Raw genomic sequence first — 16,380 nt, 5'->3', positions numbered from 1 at the left:
GCTGGATGCTACACCACGTTGCCAAGCTCGATCACGGGAAGGTAGAGCGCGACGACGAGCACCCCGACGAGCAACCCCAATACGATGACGACCGCCGGCTCCGCAAGGCTCGCCATTAGGCCGGCGGCCTCCTCGACCTCGCGTTCGGCCAACGCCGCGACGTCGAGCAGCATCGTATCGAGCGAGCCTGATTCTTCCGCGATCGCCACCGGCTGTATGAGCGCGGGTGGAAAACACGCGGCGGCCCGCATCGCCGCCGCGAGCCGTTCTCCCCGATCGAGCCGCGCGGCGATATCGGCGCTGGCGGCGTCGAATATCACATGGCCCGTCGCATGCGCCAACGACGCCAGCGCGTCGGCGAGCGGCGTGCCTGCCCCCAGTAGCGTGCCGAGCGCCCGGCACCAGCGCGCCGCTGCCACCAAGCGAGAGATCCGCCCGACGAACGGAACGGCAAGCGCGAACCGCCCGAGGGTGAGGCGGGCGGCCGACGAACGGCGAAGCACGCGTGTTGCCATGAGATGCAGTGCGCCGGTGACTGCGAGACATGCCGGGCCTCGATGCACCATGGCGTCGGACAGCGCGACGACGGCGCGGGTGAGCGGAGGCAATGGCGCACCGAAGCTTTCGAAGGCGAGCTGAAACGCCGGGACGACCCACACCAGGAGCGCCGCGGCAATCGCTACGGCGAGCAACAGCACGGCGGCGGGGTACACGAGCGCCGCGCGCATCCTGGCACGTTGTGCCGCCATGCGTTCGCGCTCTTGCGCAAGCCGGGCAAGAACATGGGCCAGCGTGCCTGAGGCTTCGCCGACGGCGGCGAGCTGCCGATAAAACGGATCGAAGTGTTGGGCAAACGCGCCGAGGCCGGCAGCAAAACCGTGACCGTTGGCAAGCTGATGCGCGAGGGTGGCGGCAATGCGCGCCACGCCGCCGCGCGTCGGGGTGTGCGCGATCAACTGGAGCGCCTGCGCGAGCGGCACGCCCGCGCCGAGGAGACCGGCCAGATGGCGTGTGAATGCCGTGATCTCGCGCGCGGTGGCCCGCGGCGGCGCCGCAGGTCCGCGCACCTCGAGCGAACCGGCCAGGATGCCGCGTTCCCTGAGTGCGGCGCGAGCCGCAGCCAAATGCGGCGCAACGATCTTGCCGCGGCACTGCGTGCCGTCGAGTTTCATGCCACGCCAGGCGAAGCGCCGCTCCGCGAATGCGGGCGCGGCTTGCCCTTCGCCGCTGTCGCTGTGCGCCTGCTTCATTGCGCCTCCGTCGATGCGACAGCTTCGGCGAGCGAGGTGACGCCCTCCCGTACACGGTCGAGCGCGGCGCGGCGCAGTGACGCGATGCCTTCGGAGCGTGCTTGCCGCGCGAGCGTGTCGTGGCTCGTGCGCGAGACGATCGACTCGCGCATCGCTGCGGATATCGGCATGATCTGATGCACGCCGACGCGCCCGCGATAACCGATGCCATGACAGGCATCGCAACCGGACGCGGACGTCGGAGCCCAGGCGCCTGTTTCGGCCTCGTCGAAGCCGGCCGCGCGCAGCTCGTCGGGTGACGCGATCGTGGGCGTGGCGCAAATGGGGCATAGGCGGCGGACGAGCCGCTGCGCCGTGACGAGCCGCAACGCGGTGGCGACGTTCAGCGGCGCGACGCCGATATCGACGAGGCGCGCGATGGCGCTCGGTGCATCGTTCGTATGCAGGGTCGACAGCACCAGATGGCCTGTTTGAGCCGCTTTCACCGCGACATCGGCCGTTTCGCCATCGCGGATTTCACCGATCATGATTACATCGGGGTCTTGGCGCAGCAATGCGCGCAGCGCGGTAGCGAACGTCAAACCGGTCTTGTCGCGCACGTTGAGCTGATTGATGCCGGCGAGTTCGATTTCGACTGGGTCCTCCACGGTACAGATGTTGCGCGACGCGGTGTTGAGCATCTGCAAGAAGCAGTAGAGCGACAGCGTCTTTCCGCTGCCTGTCGGGCCCGTCACGAGGATCAGCCCATGCGGCGCGCGGATGGCCGCTTCGACGGCCGGTCTTTGCCGCGCGTCGAAGCCGAGTGCCGCGAGCGATAGATCCGCAGGCAGAGCTTGCATGCGGCGGAGCACGAGTTTTTCGCCGAATATCGTCGGCAGCGAACTGACGCGATAGTCTTGCGCCGCATTGGCGGCGAATGCGAGCCGCAGCCGCCCGTCCTGTGGCAGGCGGCGTTCGGCGATATCGAGCTTCGCGAGCACCTTCACGCGTGTCACGAACGCGTCGCGCAGATGCGGGGGCGGTGCCGATGCCTCGTGCAGCACGCCGTCGATGCGCAAGCGAATGCGCCAGGTGCCATCGCCCGGTTCCACGTGGATATCGGATGCACCGAGTTGCGAGGCGCGCGCCAGCGTGTCGGCCAGAAGACGGACAGCCGGCGCGTCGTCCCCGTCGGGCGGAAGCGGCGCGGCAGCGGGAAGAGGGAAGGGAAGCTGGGAAGACATCGAATGTCGGATCAGTGCGGGATGCAGTCGTTCGAAAGCGATGAAGTCATCATCGCGTGAACGGCTCGCCGCCGACATTCGGCCGATCGGTCAGGGGCTGTCCGTCATCGGAGCGCAGTGCGTCAATCGCGTGCCGGTTTCGCCGCCGCAAGTGCTCTCGGTTTGAAGACCTTCACCGTGCGGATGGCTTGGTCGTCGCTTTGCATCACTTCCAGCGGAATGTCGCCGATGCGCACGCAGACGTCGCCTTCGGGAATTTCCTCGAGCGTTTCCAGAATGAGACCGTTGAGCGTCTTCGGCCCGTCTGTCGGCAGGTTCAGCTGCAGCCAGCGGTTGAGTTCGCGCAGCGGCATGCTGCCCGCGACGATGCATTCGCCTTGCTCGTTCCAGCCTCGCCGCGAGCCGGCGCTGCGTGGAATGGATGTCGTGAATTCGCCGATGAGCTCCTCCAGGATGTCCTCCGGCGTGACCATCCCTTGCAACTCGCCGTACTCGTCGACGACGAGCGCCGTACGTTGCCGCGTTTCCTGAAAGTACTGGAGTTGCTGGAATACGGGGGTGCCCGATGGAACGAAGTACGGCTCGGTGAGCAGCTCGCGCAGCGTTTCGCGTTCGAGTTCCTGCTTATGCAGCGCGGCGAGCGTCTTGCGGACGTGCAATACGCCGAGTACACGATCGATATCGCCCTGATAGACGATCAGCTTGTTGTGATAGCAGGTTTCGAGTTGCCGCATGATGTCTTCGAACGGGGCGTCGAAATCGAGCGATTCAATGCGACGACGCGGAATCATCACGTCGTCGACGGAGATGTTTTCGAGATCGAACAGGTTCAGCAGAATGCTGCGGTGCTTGGTCGGCATGAAACTGCCCGATTCCAGTACGATGGTGCGCAGCTCTTCGGTCGAGAGGCGCTGATCGCGTCCGCCCTTGGTGTTGATGTGCAAGAGCGCCAGAATCGCGTTCGAAAAAAGATTGACGAACCAGATGACCGGTTTCAGCGCGCGCATCAGCGGCGCGATGATGAAGCCGGCAGGCAGCGCGATCTTCTCGGGGTAGGTCGCGCCGACGATCTTCGGCGTGATTTCGGCGAATACGATGATGAGGAACGCGACGATGCCGGTCGCGACGGACAGCACGAGGTTGTTGCTGCCGAACGTGCGCAGCGCGATCGAGGTGGTCAGCACCGGGATGACCGTGTTGAGCAGATTGTTGCCGATCAGGATGACGCCGAGCAGTTCATCGGTGCGCGCGAGCAGGCCCTGCGTTGTCTTGGCGCCGAACGCGCCCTTGGTGACCAGATGTTTGAGACGATGGCGATTGAGCGCCATCATCGCGGTTTCCGAGATCGAGAAGAAGCCCGAAACGAAGAGGAGTACGAAGACGGCGCCGACTTGCGCCCATAAGGGAAGGTGTTCCACGCGTAGCGAACAGGCCGAAAAGGGGATGGCGACAATATAGCAGAGCGTTGTTCGTGCCTAGGCGGGCCGCAGGCCACTGCCTCGAACGGCGCCAGGTCGCAAGACGATTTGCCGCGAGAATGCCGAGGTGGCGTGTACAGGAGTACAAAATAAAACAGCGGGTATGCACCCGCTGTTTTATAGAAACCTGGTCGGGGTGAGAGGATTCGAACCTCCGGCCTCTACGTCCCGAACGTAGCGCTCTACCAGGCTAAGCTACACCCCGAATTTGACTACTCAAGCAGATCAGTCGCTTTCAGGACTGCCTCGCCGTCGAGTAAGAACATAATTCTATCAGGCTTTCCTTGTAATGGGAATCCGGGAACGACGAAATCGCCGCGGCCGCTGCTTGCGCCTCGCGCTTCGCGCACTCGAGCGTATGGTCGAGCGCACCCGAGCGGGTAATGGCATCGAAGATCGTTTCGAAGCGATCGGTGCCGCCGTGTTCGATCGCTTGACGGGCAAGCGCCGATTGCTCGGGCGTGCCGCGCTCGATCAGATAGATGAGCGGCAGCGTCGGTTTGCCTTCGCGCAAATCGTCGCCGGCATTCTTGCCCATCGATTCGGCCGTGCCGGTGTAATCGAGCCAATCGTCCATGATCTGGAAGGCCGTGCCGATGCGGCGGCCAAACTCAGCGGCGGCCGCTTCCGTGGTGGCGTCCACTCCCGCGAGCACCGCGCCGAGTTGGGCAGCGGCCTCGAACAGCTTGGCCGTCTTGTATCGAATGACCTGCATATAGCGGGTCTCGTCGACATCGGCGTCATGCATATTGAGCAACTGCAGGACTTCGCCCTCGGAAATGATGTTCGTCGCTTCCGAGAGGATTTCCATGACGCGCATCTTGCCGACGCCGACCATCATCTGGAACGATCGGGAGTAGAGAAAGTCGCCGACGAGCACACTGGCCGCGTTGCCGAACAGCGCATTGGCCGTCTTGCGGCCGCGGCGCAGGTCCGATTCGTCGACGACATCGTCGTGCAGCAGGGTGGCCGTATGAATGAATTCGACGACGGCCGCGAGTTCGTGCCGGTGACCGGTGGTATCGCCGAGCGCGCGCGCGACGAGCAACAGCAGCGCTGGACGCAGTCTTTTGCCGCCCGCGCCGATGATGTATTCCGAGATCTGGTTGATCAGGAACACCTCGGAGGCCAAACGTTGCCTGATGACGCGATTGACCTGCTCCATATCTTCGGTGATACGGGCAAGCAGGTTGGCTGCGCTGGGAGTGGAGGTGGCGGTCGACGACATGATGAGAAAAATGGGTAGTGCCGCGGATTATAAAGGGTTATCAACGCTTCCGAAGCGCATGCGATGTGCTCGCCCGCCGGCGAATCGAGCCGCCGCGCCGGCATCATTGGGGCCACATCGAAAGCACGGCGGGACGGAAAGAGGATCGGGACCGCTGAAAGGAGGGGTACGCCGGAAGTTTTGACCTCGCCGCTAACCCCATGTATAATCACGCGTTTTCACGCGCGGTGCGTGAAAGAGGAATGCTGTTGTGCGGGCGACGTCCCCGGCACGCGTCCTGGATGTTCAGGCGGCGGAACGACGGGCGGAATCGGTGCGACGGCGGAATACAGAGTGAGGTTATCAATGTACGCGGTCATAAAAACCGGTGGCAAGCAGTACAAAGTTGCCGTCGGCGAAAAATTGAAAGTAGAACAGATACCGGCAGACATTGACGCTGAAATCACGCTGGACCAGGTGCTCGCAGTGGGCGAAGGTGAATCGATTCAATTCGGTTCGCCGCTGGTCAGTGGGGCTTCCGTCAAGGCTACCGTCGTATCGCACGGTCGGCATCCGAAAGTGACCATCTTCAAGATGCGTCGCCGGAAGCACTACCAGAAGCACGCTGGTCACCGCCAGAATTACACCGAACTGCGCATTGACGCGATCAACGCGTAAGCGCACCGGTCAAGGAGCAATCAGATGGCACACAAGAAAGCAGGCGGGTCTTCCCGCAACGGCCGCGACTCCGAGTCGAAACGCCTCGGTGTGAAGGTGTACGGCGGCCAGGCGATCAACGCAGGCGGCATCATCGTTCGCCAACGCGGCACGCGTATGCACCCGGGCGACAACGTCGGTCTCGGCAAGGACCATACGCTGTTCGCGCTGGTCGACGGCCACGTCAAGTTCACGACGAAAGGCGCAGCCAAGAAGCACATGGTCAACGTCATCCCGGCTGCGGTCTGAGTTCGACCGGACACGGGTGCGACAAACCGAGAAGGCCCCGCGAAATGGCGGGGCTTTTTTGTTGCAAGCGCAGTTTGCGCTTGGGCTCAGGCAGGGCTGCAAGCCCACGCGAAGTGGCGTCCCTGTCCCGCTGGCATGGCGTTGGCCGGCTTGGTCATCGTCGGCCGGCGCGGCACAATATCGAAAACACGGGACGGAGCAATAGATGAAGTTCATTGACGAAGCGCGGATCGAGGTGATCGCCGGCGACGGCGGCGACGGCAGCGCGTCGATGCGCCGTGAGAAGTTCGTTCCATTCGGCGGACCCGACGGTGGCGACGGTGGCCGAGGCGGCAGCGTCTATGCCGTCGCGGATCGCAATATCAACACGCTGATCGACTACCGCTACGCGAAGAAGCATCAGGCGCGCAACGGCGAGAACGGGCGCGGCTCGGACTGCTACGGCAAGGGCGGCGACGATATCGTCCTGCGTATGCCGGTGGGGACGGTCATCACCGATCAGGACACCGGCGAACTCATCGCGGATCTCACCGAACACGAGCAGACGGTCCTCGTCGCCAAGGGCGGCGCCGGCGGCCTCGGCAATCTCCACTTCAAATCGAGTACCAATCGCGCGCCGCGGCAAAAAACCGAGGGCAAGCCCGGCGACCGGCGTATGTTGCGGCTCGAACTCAAAGTGCTGGCCGACGTGGGTCTGCTCGGCATGCCGAACGCCGGCAAGTCGACATTCATTTCTTCCGTATCGAACGCCAGGCCGAAGATCGCGGATTATCCGTTCACGACGCTCGCGCCGAATCTCGGCGTGGTGCGGGTGGGTCCCAGCAAGAGCTTCGTGATTGCCGACATTCCCGGCTTGATCGAGGGCGCGGCCGAAGGTGCGGGCCTCGGTCACCAGTTTTTGCGTCACTTGCAGCGCACCGGCTTGCTGCTGCATCTCGTCGATCTCGCGCCCTTCGATGAAAGCGTCGATCCCGTGGTGGACGCGCGTGCCATCGTGGGCGAGCTGCGCAAGTACGACGAAGCGCTCTTTCAAAAACCGCGCTGGCTCGTGCTCAACAAGCTCGATATGGTGCCGGAGGACGAGCGGCAGGCGCGCGTCGCGGATTTTCTCGCGCGCTTCGAATGGACCGGCCCCGTTTTCGAGATTTCGGCGCTCACCGGTTTCGGTTGCGAAAACCTTTGCTACGCCATCTACGATTACCTTGCCGCCCACTCAGACGCGCATCGCGCGGAGCAAGCCGAAGATCTCGCGGCCGACGTACGATTTCGCGACGGACCTTCGTCGACTGAACCGGAGGGCGGCGCGCCAAGCGCATAGCGGTCGCCTCACGATCGGCGGCCGGCGGCGTGGCGGGGATCGCGCGCTGCAGCGTTGCGCGGGCCGCTTTACCCGCGCTATTCAATTGGAGACTTTCGCACGATGCGCTCTGTCATCGCCGATTCGAAACGCCTGGTAGTCAAAGTGGGCTCGAGCCTCGTCACGAATGACGGGCGGGGACTCGACCAAGCCGCCATCGGACGCTGGGCCGCACAGATCGCGCAATTGCGCGGGCTTGGCAAAGAGGTGGTCCTCGTGAGCTCCGGTGCTATTGCCGAGGGCATGCAGCGACTGGGCTGGGCGAAACGTCCCAGGGAAATCGACGAGCTCCAGGCCGCTGCCGCGGTGGGCCAGATGGGCCTCGCTCAGGTCTACGAAAGCCGGTTTGCCGAACACGGCATCCGGACCGCGCAGATACTGCTCACGCACGCCGACCTCGCCGACCGCGAGCGATATCTGAATGCGCGCTCGACGCTGTTGACGCTCCTTGCACTCGGGGTCGTGCCGATCATCAATGAGAACGACACCGTCGTCACCGACGAGATCAAGTTTGGCGACAACGACACGCTCGGCGCGCTCGTCGCCAACCTGATCGAGGGCGATGCGCTGATCATTCTCACCGATCAACTCGGGCTTTTCACCGCGGACCCACGCAAGGACCCCGCCGCCGAACTAGTGCGCGAGGCCGATGCCGGAGCGCCGGAGTTGGAGGCAATGGCGGGCGGCGCCGGCTCCAGTATCGGTCGGGGCGGCATGCTCACCAAGATTCTCGCGGCGAAACGGGCGGCAGGCAGCGGCGCCAATACCGTGATTGCAAGCGGGCGGGAGACCGATGTTCTCGTGCGGCTGGCAGCCGGCGAGGCCATCGGCACGCAACTCGTCGCGCGCACGGCCCGGCTCGCCGCACGCAAGCAGTGGATGGCCGATCATCTGCAAGTGCGTGGGCATGTCGTCATCGACGACGGCGCGGTCGAAAAACTAACCGCCGGCGGCAAGAGTCTTTTGCCGATCGGTATCGTCGATGTGCATGGCGCGTTCGCGCGTGGCGAAGTCATCGCGTGTCTCAACACGGCTGGACGCGAAATCGCGCGCGGCATCACCAACTACAGCAGCGCGGAAGCGAAGCTGATCCATCGCAAGCCCAGTGCCGAAATCGAGTCGATCCTCGGCTACATGCTCGAGCCCGAGCTGATTCACCGCGACAATTTGGTGCTGGTCTAGAGAGACTGATGGCCGCGCAATCGTGGTTTGCGTGCGCCGCAGGTGTCTTGCGTCAATGAATCAGCGACGCTGCCGTACGCCCATAGCGGATATTGTTGACGATGGTTTTCGCCGAGGCCGCCGGCAACTTGTTCGCGCAGAAATAATCCTTGTAGAGCGCGGCCTGATAGGCGTTGAGATCGCCGTTTTCGATACGGCGCCAGCGCGTGGCAACGCTGCTGTCCCAACCGTTGTGCTCTGCGTTCAGCCCCGCGTATTGTCGCCACTCGTAGTTGTCACAGCGAATGCCCTCGTAGTTGATATTCTGCGCGCCAGAGGGGCTCGTGACTACGATTGTGTAGCGCACGACGCCGTCCGAGCCGACATCGATCGATTTAGCGTCGACCGCGAAGTGCAGCGGCGTATTTTGCGAAACCTCGAAAGGCAACAAATTGGCCGATTGCGGCAACGGCGGCAGGGCGTCGAGCTTGTTCTCAGTCCATTTCGACTGGCGTTCGAGCAGGTAGGTGAATGTGCTCTCGTCCTTGTCCGAAGCTTCGGTTTGGGACTTGGGAGTGTGCGAGCAGCCGGCCAGTACGGCGCAGGCCGCCAGCGCGGCCATGGCGAGAGTCGTCGCTTTCAATATGGGTTCCTCGAAAAACGGGCACGATGATTCGGAGAACCGAATGATAGCGCCCGTTCGCGACTTTCCGGCTATTCCACTACCGCCGCGCGCTACTCGGGGGTAGTGACGGCGGACGGGCTCGATGGACAGGGCAGGTCGGCCGACGCGTCGACTGTCGCTTCGATCATGACGACACCCGCGCCCGCCGAGAGCACTGCGGCGAGGGCCGGCTCGGATTCGGAGCAGGCACGCGGCTGCTTCGAGTGTCCATTCTTGCCGCGCGGCTTGTCATGCCTTGGCGCCGGGCGACGCAAAAACCGCGACAGCTCGGTCAACGCCAAATGATAAACATCCCGCTTGAACTCGATGACGGCATCGAGCGGCACCCAGTATTCGTTCCAACGCCAAGCATCGAATTCCGGATGGTCGGTGGCGCGCAGGCAGATGTCGCAATCGCGGCCGACCATGCGGAGCAAGAACCAGATCTGCTTCTGGCCGCGATAGTGCCCGCGTACTTCGCGCTTGATGAACTTGTCCGGCACCTCGTAACGCAGCCAGTCGCGCGTGCGACCGATGATTTTGACGTGTTCCGGACGCAGGCCGGTTTCTTCGTGTAACTCCCGATACATCGCTTGCAAGGGCGTCTCACCATATTTGATGCCGCCTTGCGGAAACTGCCAGGAATGTTCACGCAGCCGCTTGCCCCAAAACACCTCGTTGTGCGCGTTCAAGAGGATGATGCCGACGTTCGGGCGAAAGCCTTCGCGATCCAGCATACAACCACCTTCGAATCCTTTAAAATTGCTTTGATTATAAACAGATAACGAGTGTTCCGCATCGGCAAGTACCAGCACGGGCCGGACGTTTGGCTAGGCTTACCGCCCCGCCCGTTCCGGCCGCGTGCCGGACGAATCGTCATCTGGGGTATGGGCAGGTGGCTCGCGTGCGGCGCGACGGGCCTGCACGGCCCCGAATCCGCTCGTTCCCTTCTTTTGGCAGCCCGCCTTGGGCCGCCGCTTTTGGAAAACTGAATGAAAGCGTCCCGTTTTTTTATCGGCACCCTGAAGGAAGCTCCGGCCGACGCGGAAGTCGTCAGCCATAAATTGATGGTCCGCGCGGGCATGATCCGCCGAGTTGCCGGCGGCATTTACAGCTATCTGCCGATCGGGCTGCGCTCGATCCGCAAGGTGGAAGCGATCGTGCGCGAGGAGATGAACCGCGCAGGGGCGCTCGAGCTGCTGATGCCCGCTGTCCAACCCGCCGAGCTTTGGCAGGAGTCGGGGCGATGGAAGCAATACGGACCGGAATTGCTTCGCTTCAAGGACCGCAAGGACGGGGATTTCGTGATGGGGCCGACGCACGAGGAAGTCGTCACCGATATCGCGCGTAATCAGATCAAGAGCTATCGGCAATTGCCGGTGAACTTCTATCAGGTCCAGACGAAATTCCGCGATGAGATCCGTCCTCGCTTTGGAGTGATGCGCGGGCGCGAATTCACGATGAAGGACGCGTATTCGTTCGACAAGGATCAAGCCGGGCTCGACGAGTCGTATCGCAAGATGTACGAGGCCTATGTGCGCATCTTCACGCGCATCGGCCTCGAGTTTCGCGCGGTCGCGGCCGATAGCGGGGCGATCGGCGGCAACAAGTCGCAGGAGTTCCACGTGATCGCTTCGACGGGCGAAGATGATATCGCCTACTGTCCGAATTCCGATTTCGCAGCGAATGTCGAGGCCGCCGAGGCCCTGCCGCTCATCGCGGAGCGCGCCGCGCCGCGCGAGGCGATGACGAAGACCGCTACGCCGGGCAAGGCGAAATGCGAGGCGGTGGCGGAGTTCCTTGGCATTCCGCTCGAGCGGACGATCAAGTCGATCGTGCTTGCGACGGACAACGAAGGCGCCGAACCCACGATCTGGCTGCTGATGTTGCGCGGCGATCACGATCTCAACGAAATCAAGACCGCCAAGCTGCCCGGGCTCAAGGATTTTCGTTTCGCGACCGAAGAGGAGATCGTTCAGTGGTTCGGTACGCCGCCCGGCTATCTCGGCCCGATCGGCACGAAAAAGCCTGTGAAAGTCATTGCGGACCGGACGGTTGCGCGGATGAGCGATTTCGTCGTCGGCTCAAACGAGATCGACTACCACACGACGGGCGTCAACTGGGGCCGCGATCTGCCCGAACCCGAGGTGGCCGATATCCGCAACGTCAAACCGGGCGATCCGTCGCCCGACGGCCAAGGCACGCTCGAGATTTGCCGCGGGATCGAGGTCGGTCACGTCTTCCAGCTTGGCACGAAGTACTCCGACGCGATGGGCGCGAGCTTTCTCGACGAGACCGGCAAGCCGCAATCCATGGTGATGGGTTGCTACGGCATCGGTATCACGCGGATCCTCGGCGCCGCCATCGAACAGAACAACGACGAGCGCGGCATCATCTGGCCCGAGGCGATCGCGCCGTTCGAAATCGTGCTGTGCCCGATGGGCTATGAGCGCAGCGAGGTCGTGCGCGAGGCGGCGGACAAGCTCTACGCACAGCTGACCGAAGCCGGTGTCGACGTGATTCTCGACGATCGCGGCGAGCGGCCCGGTGTCATGTTTGCCGATTGGGAATTGATCGGCGTGCCGCATCGGCTCGTCATCGGCGAGCGTGGCTTGAAAGACGGGAAGATCGAATATCAGGGTCGGCGCGACACCGAGCCGACGCTCGTGCCTGCCGATGAAGCGGCGGCCTTCGCCACCGCGCGAGTGCGCTCGGCAATGGCGGTTCGCTGAAAAAAGCACGGGCCCGCTCTCGGGCCCGTGCGTGCTGGCGAGGAGCGCCGAGCGTGTCAGGCGCCTTCCGTCAGCGCCCGAATGGCCGGCAGATTGCGCCAGTAGCCGCGCGCATCCATGCCGCAGCCGAACACATACCGATCGGGCACTTTGAATCCACAGAAGTCAGGGTAGAGCGGCTTGCTCTTTTGCAGGGTCTTCTCGCAGAGCACCGCGCTCAGGAACCGCTTCGCGCCCATCGCGAGGATGCGGTCGCGGATCGCGGCCATCGTTTCGCCTTCGTCGAGGATGTCGTCGAGCACGAGCACGACGCGGTCTTTGACCGATTCGGCCGGCGCGACGCGCCATTGCATCTCGGCACTGCCCTTCGTGGTGTTGCGGTAGCGCGTGAGATGGATGTAATCGAACTCGAGGGGAAAGTCGAGATGGGGCAGCAGCATGCCGGTAAAGACGGCTGCACCGCCCATCACCGACAGCACGAGCGGGAAATCGTCGCTCATCTGGGCCCGCATCTCCTCGGCCATGCGCGCAATCGAGGCGCTCACTTCGTCGGCCGGGACGATTTCTTCGGAGTGGCTGAAGATATGGAAAGCTTCTTCGCGATTCATGGTGGCGTCGAACGAGCGGTGTCTATCGTCTATATATAGTGCGGCATGGCGGCCTATGCCACCTGTTTGCCCATAGCGCTAGCTTCAGCGCATACCCGGCAGCATACCCTTCATGCCGCGCATCATCTTCTGCAGGTTGCCGCCTTTGAGCTTTTTCATCATCGTGCGCATCTGCTCGTATTGATTCAGCATGCGGTTGACCTCCTGCACCTGGACGCCCGCGCCCGCGGCGATGCGGCGTTTGCGCGTAGCCTTGATGAGCTCGGGCTTGGCGCGCTCGCGCGGGGTCATCGAGTTGATGATGCCTTCCATCCGGCGCATCTGTTTTTCGGCCTGGCTCATGTCGGCGCCGGCAGCCGCCTGCTGGAACTGGGCCGGCAGCTTGTCCATCAGCGTGGAAAGCCCGCCCATGTTCTTCATCTGCGAGAGCTGGGCGCGAAAATCGTTGAGGTCGAAGTCACCGCCTTTTTTGACCTTGTCCGCCAACTTCTGGGCGGCTTTTACGTCGACGTTGCGCTGCGCCTCTTCCACGAGCGCAAGAATGTCGCCCATGCCGAGGATCCGGTTCGCCATCCGCTCCGGGTAGAAAATCTCGAGCCCGTCCAGCTTCTCGGCTACGCCGACGAACTTGATCGGCTTGCCGGTGATGTGGCGCACCGAAAGCGCGGCGCCGCCGCGTGAGTCGCCGTCCAGCTTCGTGAGGACGACACCAGTCAGCGGCAGCGCGTCGTTGAACGCCTTCGCCGTGTTGACGGCGTCCTGGCCCAGCATCGCATCGACGACGAAAAGCGTTTCTGCCGGCTTGAGCGCGGCGTGCAGCGCGGAGATTTCCTGCATCATCGCTTCGTCGATGCCGAGACGGCCCGCTGTGTCGACGATCAGGACGTCGTGATAGTGGCGCTTGGCCCAATCGACCGCGGCAACGGCGATGTCGACGGGTTTTTGGTCCGGTTGCGAGGGAAAGAATTCGGCGCCGACTTGCTCGGTGACCGTTTTCAACTGAGCGATAGCGGCCGGCCGATAGACGTCGCAGGAGACGGTCAGCACTTTCTTCTTGTACTGCTCGCGCAGCAGCTTGGCGAGCTTGCCGACGGTCGTGGTCTTGCCGGCGCCTTGCAGGCCGGCCATCAGAATGACGGCGGGCGGCGTGACGGCGAGGTCGAGCTCGGCGGCCTGCCCCGCGTAATCGCCGCCGATGACGGCGGTCAGCTCGCGCTGCACGACACCGACGAGCGCCTGGCCCGGCGACAGACTGCCGACCACTTCTTCGCCGAGCGCCTTTTCTTTCACCTTGGCGACGAAATCGCGCACGACAGGCAGTGCGACGTCGGCTTCGAGCAGCGCCAGGCGCACCTCGCGCAGCATGTCCTGCGTATTGGCTTCGGTGAGGCGGGCTTCTCCGCGCAGCGTCTTGACGACGCGCGCCATCCGTTGAGTGAGAGTGTCGAGCATGGGAGGCGGGAAAACGGAACGTGAACGGTGCGGGCCGGTCGAGCCGGTGCGGCCGCTAGTGTAAACTGCGGAACATGGACATTGTACTGTATGCCCTCACCGCACTCTTGTACGGCGGCCTCGCCGTAACGGGTTGGCGCGCTTACCGCACCGTTGCGGCAGGCGGGCGTGGCGGCGCTCCCGCGATGTTCCCGAACGTCGCGCACGTGGAGGCCCGCTCGCTGCGCGCCGCGGCATCCGGTATGACGCCGACGGAACGGGGCCTGCTTTGCGTGGCGCTCGTGGTGCACGGGGTGCTGCTGCATACGACGATTTTCCCGCGCGACGCGATGGTGTTCGGCTTCGCATTCGCGCTGTCGGCGATGTTCTGGCTCGGCGCCGGCATTTACTGGATCGAAAGCTTTTTCTTTCCGCTCGACGGATTGCGCCTGCTGGTGCTGCCGCTGGCCGCCGGTGCGTCCTTGCTGCCGCTCTTTTTCGGCGGCGTGCGCGTGCTTCCGTATGCTGCGGCGCCGCTGTTCAAATTACATTTCATCATCGCGAACGTTGCCTATGGCCTGTTCGCAATCGCCGCGCTGCACGCGGTCCTGATGCTGTTTGCCGAACGGCGGCTGCACGCCTTGCGCGGCTCCATCGAACGGCATGCGGCCGGTGGCTGGCTTGCGAGCTGGCTCGACACCTTGCCTGCGCTGCTGACACTCGAAAAGCTGCTGTTCAGGCTGATCGCAGCGGGGTTCGTGCTGCTCACGCTGACGCTGCTGTCGGGCATTCTGTTCAGCGAGCAGCTCGTCGACCGCGCGCTCACGCTCGACCACAAGACCGTCTTCGCGTTGCTCTCGTGGGTGATGTTCGGTGCGCTGTTGACGGCGCGGCGTGTCTCGGGGTGGCGCGGACGTGCTGCGCTGCGGTGGGTGCTGGCGTCGTTCGCGGCTTTGCTGCTCGCCTATGTCGGCAGCCGTTTCGTTTTCGAGGTGCTTTTGCATCGCCCGGTGGTCTGACCGATGCGACAACTTCTACTTCTCATTGTCTTCGTGCTGGCGGCTCGCTGGCTCGTCAAACTGCAGCGGGCGGGGCAGGCGCGCGGCAATGCGCGCGCCGATGCGGGGCGCGGCGCGTCGTCCTCGGCTCGCCGCGCGCGGCCTCGGAACACACCGTCCCTCGCCGAGCCCGTGGAGCGGTGCGCGGCCTGCGGCGTCCATGCGCCGAGGAGCGAGTCGGTCCTCGTCGGCCAGCAGTACTTTTGCTGTGCGGAACATGCGCGTCCCTACACTGCGCGCGCGGCGGGGACACGGTGAACGCCGATGCGCGGTGAGCGTCTCGCCGTCGACACGGACGGTTGGGTCAGCACGGCGCATATATCGCCGTCGCCTAATTGCGAGGTGCGGCCCGATGGCGTCGCACCTTCGCTGATCGTCATCCATAACATCAGTCTGCCGCCCGGCGAGTTCGGCGGCAGCGCCATAACCGAGCTGTTTCAGAACCGGCTCGAATGCTCTGCGCACCCGTATTTCGACGAACATCTGCGCGGGTTGCGCGTGTCCTCCCATTTCCTGATCGCGCGCAATGGCGCGCTCGAGCAGTTCGTATCCTGCGAGGCGCGCGCATGGCATGCGGGGGCGTCCGAATTTTTCGGGCGACCGCGCTGCAACGATTTTTCCATCGGCATCGAGCTGGAAGGCACGGACGATCTCTGCTTCGAGCCGCCGCAGTACGAGACGCTCGCCGAACTGGTGAGGGCGCTCGTGGCGCGCTATCCCATCGATGCGCTGGCCGGTCATGCCGACATCGCGCCAGGCCGAAAGACGGACCCGGGACCGTATTTCGATTGGGACCGACTGGCTCGCGAGACGGGTCTCGCCGATCGGTATTTCCCCTACCGGCATCGCTGAGCGTGGGCGGACAAAGCGTCTTCCGATAGTGTCGAAACCCGCGCCCCTCTTGCGTTTTGCCCAAGTCCTTGCCCTGTCTCGAATAATCAAAAGTCAAGTATCGGGCGCCAAATAAACCTTTTTGAGTTGGCCCATCGGTCTACTATACTTGGTGTGGCCGACGCTGAAATTCACAATATGTTGTGTCGGCGCGCTGGCGGTGCTTTTGATCGGGGTAAAGCGCCGCAGCGCTCGAAGCGTTGCAAAAGACGCGGGCGGTGGGTGCCGGACATCGGTTCGAGGCCCGCCACCCTTTCGGGGATAGAGGCGTTACATGGCTAGAACAATGAAGAAGGCCATCGTCCATTGCACGTCGTATCGGCTCTCGGCAGCCGAATTGCGTCTCTTCCATTC

General features: G+C 63.4%; 15 protein-coding genes, 1 tRNA gene and 1 pseudogene. 8 read left to right on the top strand and 9 right to left on the bottom strand.

Going from position 1 to position 16,380, the window contains the following annotated elements:
* Positions 1-8: 8 nt before the first annotated feature.
* The 5 genes from GWC77_RS14775 to GWC77_RS14755 all read right to left on the bottom strand — a co-directional run bounded on the left by GWC77_RS14775 (position 9) and on the right by GWC77_RS14755 (position 5,179).
* The gene (locus tag GWC77_RS14775; protein WP_173257985.1) at positions 9-1,250 is read right to left on the bottom strand and encodes a type II secretion system F family protein; all 1,242 of its coding nucleotides are present in this window, start codon (positions 1,248-1,250) and stop codon (positions 9-11) included.
* Positions 1,247-2,473: a GspE/PulE family protein gene (locus tag GWC77_RS14770; RefSeq protein WP_173257983.1), complete on the bottom strand. Its 1,227-nt coding sequence runs from the start codon at positions 2,471-2,473 to the stop codon at positions 1,247-1,249. The genes GWC77_RS14775 and GWC77_RS14770 overlap by 4 nt, the downstream gene beginning before the upstream one ends.
* Positions 2,474-2,595: 122 nt before the next feature.
* Positions 2,596-3,891 carry an HlyC/CorC family transporter gene (locus GWC77_RS14765; RefSeq protein ID WP_173257982.1) on the bottom strand — a complete coding sequence of 432 codons (1,296 nt, stop codon included), beginning with the start codon at positions 3,889-3,891 and terminating at the stop codon, positions 2,596-2,598.
* Positions 3,892-4,079: 188 nt separating this feature from the next.
* A tRNA-Pro gene (locus GWC77_RS14760) sits at positions 4,080-4,156 on the bottom strand.
* A 30-nt stretch (positions 4,157-4,186) separates the two neighbouring features.
* Positions 4,187-5,179 (bottom strand): polyprenyl synthetase family protein, encoded by a 993-nt coding sequence (locus tag GWC77_RS14755; RefSeq protein ID WP_173257980.1) that lies wholly within the window; start codon positions 5,177-5,179, stop codon positions 4,187-4,189.
* 345 nt (positions 5,180-5,524) lie between these two features.
* Here GWC77_RS14755 and rplU point away from each other — a divergent pair, with 345 nt between their 5' ends.
* From rplU to proB, 4 genes are all read left to right on the top strand, one after another.
* Positions 5,525-5,836 (top strand): 50S ribosomal protein L21, encoded by a 312-nt coding sequence (gene rplU, locus GWC77_RS14750; RefSeq protein WP_173257978.1) that lies wholly within the window; start codon positions 5,525-5,527, stop codon positions 5,834-5,836.
* Positions 5,837-5,860: 24 nt separating this feature from the next.
* Complete coding sequence (gene rpmA, locus GWC77_RS14745; RefSeq protein ID WP_173257976.1) at positions 5,861-6,124, top strand: 50S ribosomal protein L27; 264 nt, start codon at positions 5,861-5,863, stop codon at positions 6,122-6,124.
* 205 nt (positions 6,125-6,329) lie between these two features.
* On the top strand, positions 6,330-7,442 hold the full coding sequence (gene cgtA / locus GWC77_RS14740; protein WP_173257975.1) for an Obg family GTPase CgtA: 1,113 nt from the start codon (positions 6,330-6,332) through the stop codon (positions 7,440-7,442).
* A 102-nt stretch (positions 7,443-7,544) separates the two neighbouring features.
* Positions 7,545-8,663 (top strand): glutamate 5-kinase, encoded by a 1,119-nt coding sequence (proB, locus tag GWC77_RS14735; RefSeq protein ID WP_173257973.1) that lies wholly within the window; start codon positions 7,545-7,547, stop codon positions 8,661-8,663.
* A 52-nt stretch (positions 8,664-8,715) separates the two neighbouring features.
* Here proB and GWC77_RS14730 read toward each other — a convergent pair whose 3' ends face one another.
* Both GWC77_RS14730 and GWC77_RS14725 read right to left on the bottom strand, forming a co-directional pair.
* Positions 8,716-9,285, bottom strand: coding sequence for a CNP1-like family protein (locus GWC77_RS14730; RefSeq protein ID WP_173257971.1), 570 nt, complete (start codon positions 9,283-9,285; stop codon positions 8,716-8,718).
* A 257-nt stretch (positions 9,286-9,542) separates the two neighbouring features.
* Positions 9,543-10,043 (bottom strand): annotated as a pseudogene (locus GWC77_RS14725) (RNA pyrophosphohydrolase); the annotation flags it as partial.
* 255 nt (positions 10,044-10,298) lie between these two features.
* On the opposite strand from GWC77_RS14725, the gene GWC77_RS14720 reads away from it, so the two are divergent.
* Positions 10,299-12,038 carry a proline--tRNA ligase gene (locus GWC77_RS14720; protein WP_173257969.1) on the top strand — a complete coding sequence of 580 codons (1,740 nt, stop codon included), beginning with the start codon at positions 10,299-10,301 and terminating at the stop codon, positions 12,036-12,038.
* 56 nt (positions 12,039-12,094) lie between these two features.
* Here GWC77_RS14720 and GWC77_RS14715 read toward each other — a convergent pair whose 3' ends face one another.
* Together GWC77_RS14715 and ffh are read right to left on the bottom strand one after the other, a co-directional pair.
* Positions 12,095-12,646 carry a hypoxanthine-guanine phosphoribosyltransferase gene (locus tag GWC77_RS14715; protein WP_173257967.1) on the bottom strand — a complete coding sequence of 184 codons (552 nt, stop codon included), beginning with the start codon at positions 12,644-12,646 and terminating at the stop codon, positions 12,095-12,097.
* A gap of 84 nt (positions 12,647-12,730) precedes the next feature.
* A complete protein-coding gene (ffh, locus tag GWC77_RS14710; RefSeq protein ID WP_173257965.1) occupies positions 12,731-14,098 on the bottom strand; it encodes a signal recognition particle protein in 1,368 nt (455 codons plus the stop codon).
* Between the two features lie 74 nt (positions 14,099-14,172).
* Here ffh and ccsA point away from each other — a divergent pair, with 74 nt between their 5' ends.
* Genes ccsA through ampD form a run of 3 tightly spaced genes read left to right on the top strand, consistent with a single transcriptional unit; the run spans position 14,173 to position 15,987 of the window.
* A complete protein-coding gene (gene ccsA / locus GWC77_RS14705; protein ID WP_173257963.1) occupies positions 14,173-15,096 on the top strand; it encodes an inner membrane protein YpjD in 924 nt (307 codons plus the stop codon).
* A gap of 3 nt (positions 15,097-15,099) precedes the next feature.
* A complete protein-coding gene (locus GWC77_RS14700; RefSeq protein ID WP_173257961.1) occupies positions 15,100-15,393 on the top strand; it encodes a PP0621 family protein in 294 nt (97 codons plus the stop codon).
* Positions 15,394-15,399: 6 nt separating this feature from the next.
* A complete protein-coding gene (gene ampD / locus GWC77_RS14695; protein ID WP_173257959.1) occupies positions 15,400-15,987 on the top strand; it encodes a 1,6-anhydro-N-acetylmuramyl-L-alanine amidase AmpD in 588 nt (195 codons plus the stop codon).
* The last annotated feature ends 393 nt before the right edge of the window (positions 15,988-16,380 follow it).

This window comes from Paraburkholderia sp. NMBU_R16 (assembly GCF_013282575.1).
Classification (GTDB): Bacteria; Pseudomonadota; Gammaproteobacteria; order Burkholderiales; family Burkholderiaceae; genus Trinickia.
This window is presented reverse-complemented; position numbering and strand designations above follow the sequence as displayed.

Bases quoted from the DNA above. Each gene is read 5' to 3' on its own strand.
- GWC77_RS14775 (WP_173257985.1), bottom strand. From the start codon at position 1,250: ATGAAGCAGGCGCACAGCGACAGCGGCGAAGGGCAAGCCGCGCCCGCA.
- GWC77_RS14770 (WP_173257983.1), bottom strand. From the start codon at position 2,473: ATGTCTTCCCAGCTTCCCTTCCCTCTTCCCGCTGCCGCGCCGCTTCCG.
- GWC77_RS14755 (WP_173257980.1), bottom strand. From the start codon at position 5,179: ATGTCGTCGACCGCCACCTCCACTCCCAGCGCAGCCAACCTGCTTGCC.
- rplU (WP_173257978.1), top strand. From the start codon at position 5,525: ATGTACGCGGTCATAAAAACCGGTGGCAAGCAGTACAAAGTTGCCGTC.
- rpmA (WP_173257976.1), top strand. From the start codon at position 5,861: ATGGCACACAAGAAAGCAGGCGGGTCTTCCCGCAACGGCCGCGACTCC.
- cgtA (WP_173257975.1), top strand. From the start codon at position 6,330: ATGAAGTTCATTGACGAAGCGCGGATCGAGGTGATCGCCGGCGACGGC.
- proB (WP_173257973.1), top strand. From the start codon at position 7,545: ATGCGCTCTGTCATCGCCGATTCGAAACGCCTGGTAGTCAAAGTGGGC.
- GWC77_RS14720 (WP_173257969.1), top strand. From the start codon at position 10,299: ATGAAAGCGTCCCGTTTTTTTATCGGCACCCTGAAGGAAGCTCCGGCC.
- GWC77_RS14715 (WP_173257967.1), bottom strand. From the start codon at position 12,646: ATGAATCGCGAAGAAGCTTTCCATATCTTCAGCCACTCCGAAGAAATC.
- ffh (WP_173257965.1), bottom strand. From the start codon at position 14,098: ATGCTCGACACTCTCACTCAACGGATGGCGCGCGTCGTCAAGACGCTG.
- ccsA (WP_173257963.1), top strand. From the start codon at position 14,173: ATGGACATTGTACTGTATGCCCTCACCGCACTCTTGTACGGCGGCCTC.
- GWC77_RS14700 (WP_173257961.1), top strand. From the start codon at position 15,100: ATGCGACAACTTCTACTTCTCATTGTCTTCGTGCTGGCGGCTCGCTGG.
- ampD (WP_173257959.1), top strand. From the start codon at position 15,400: ATGCGCGGTGAGCGTCTCGCCGTCGACACGGACGGTTGGGTCAGCACG.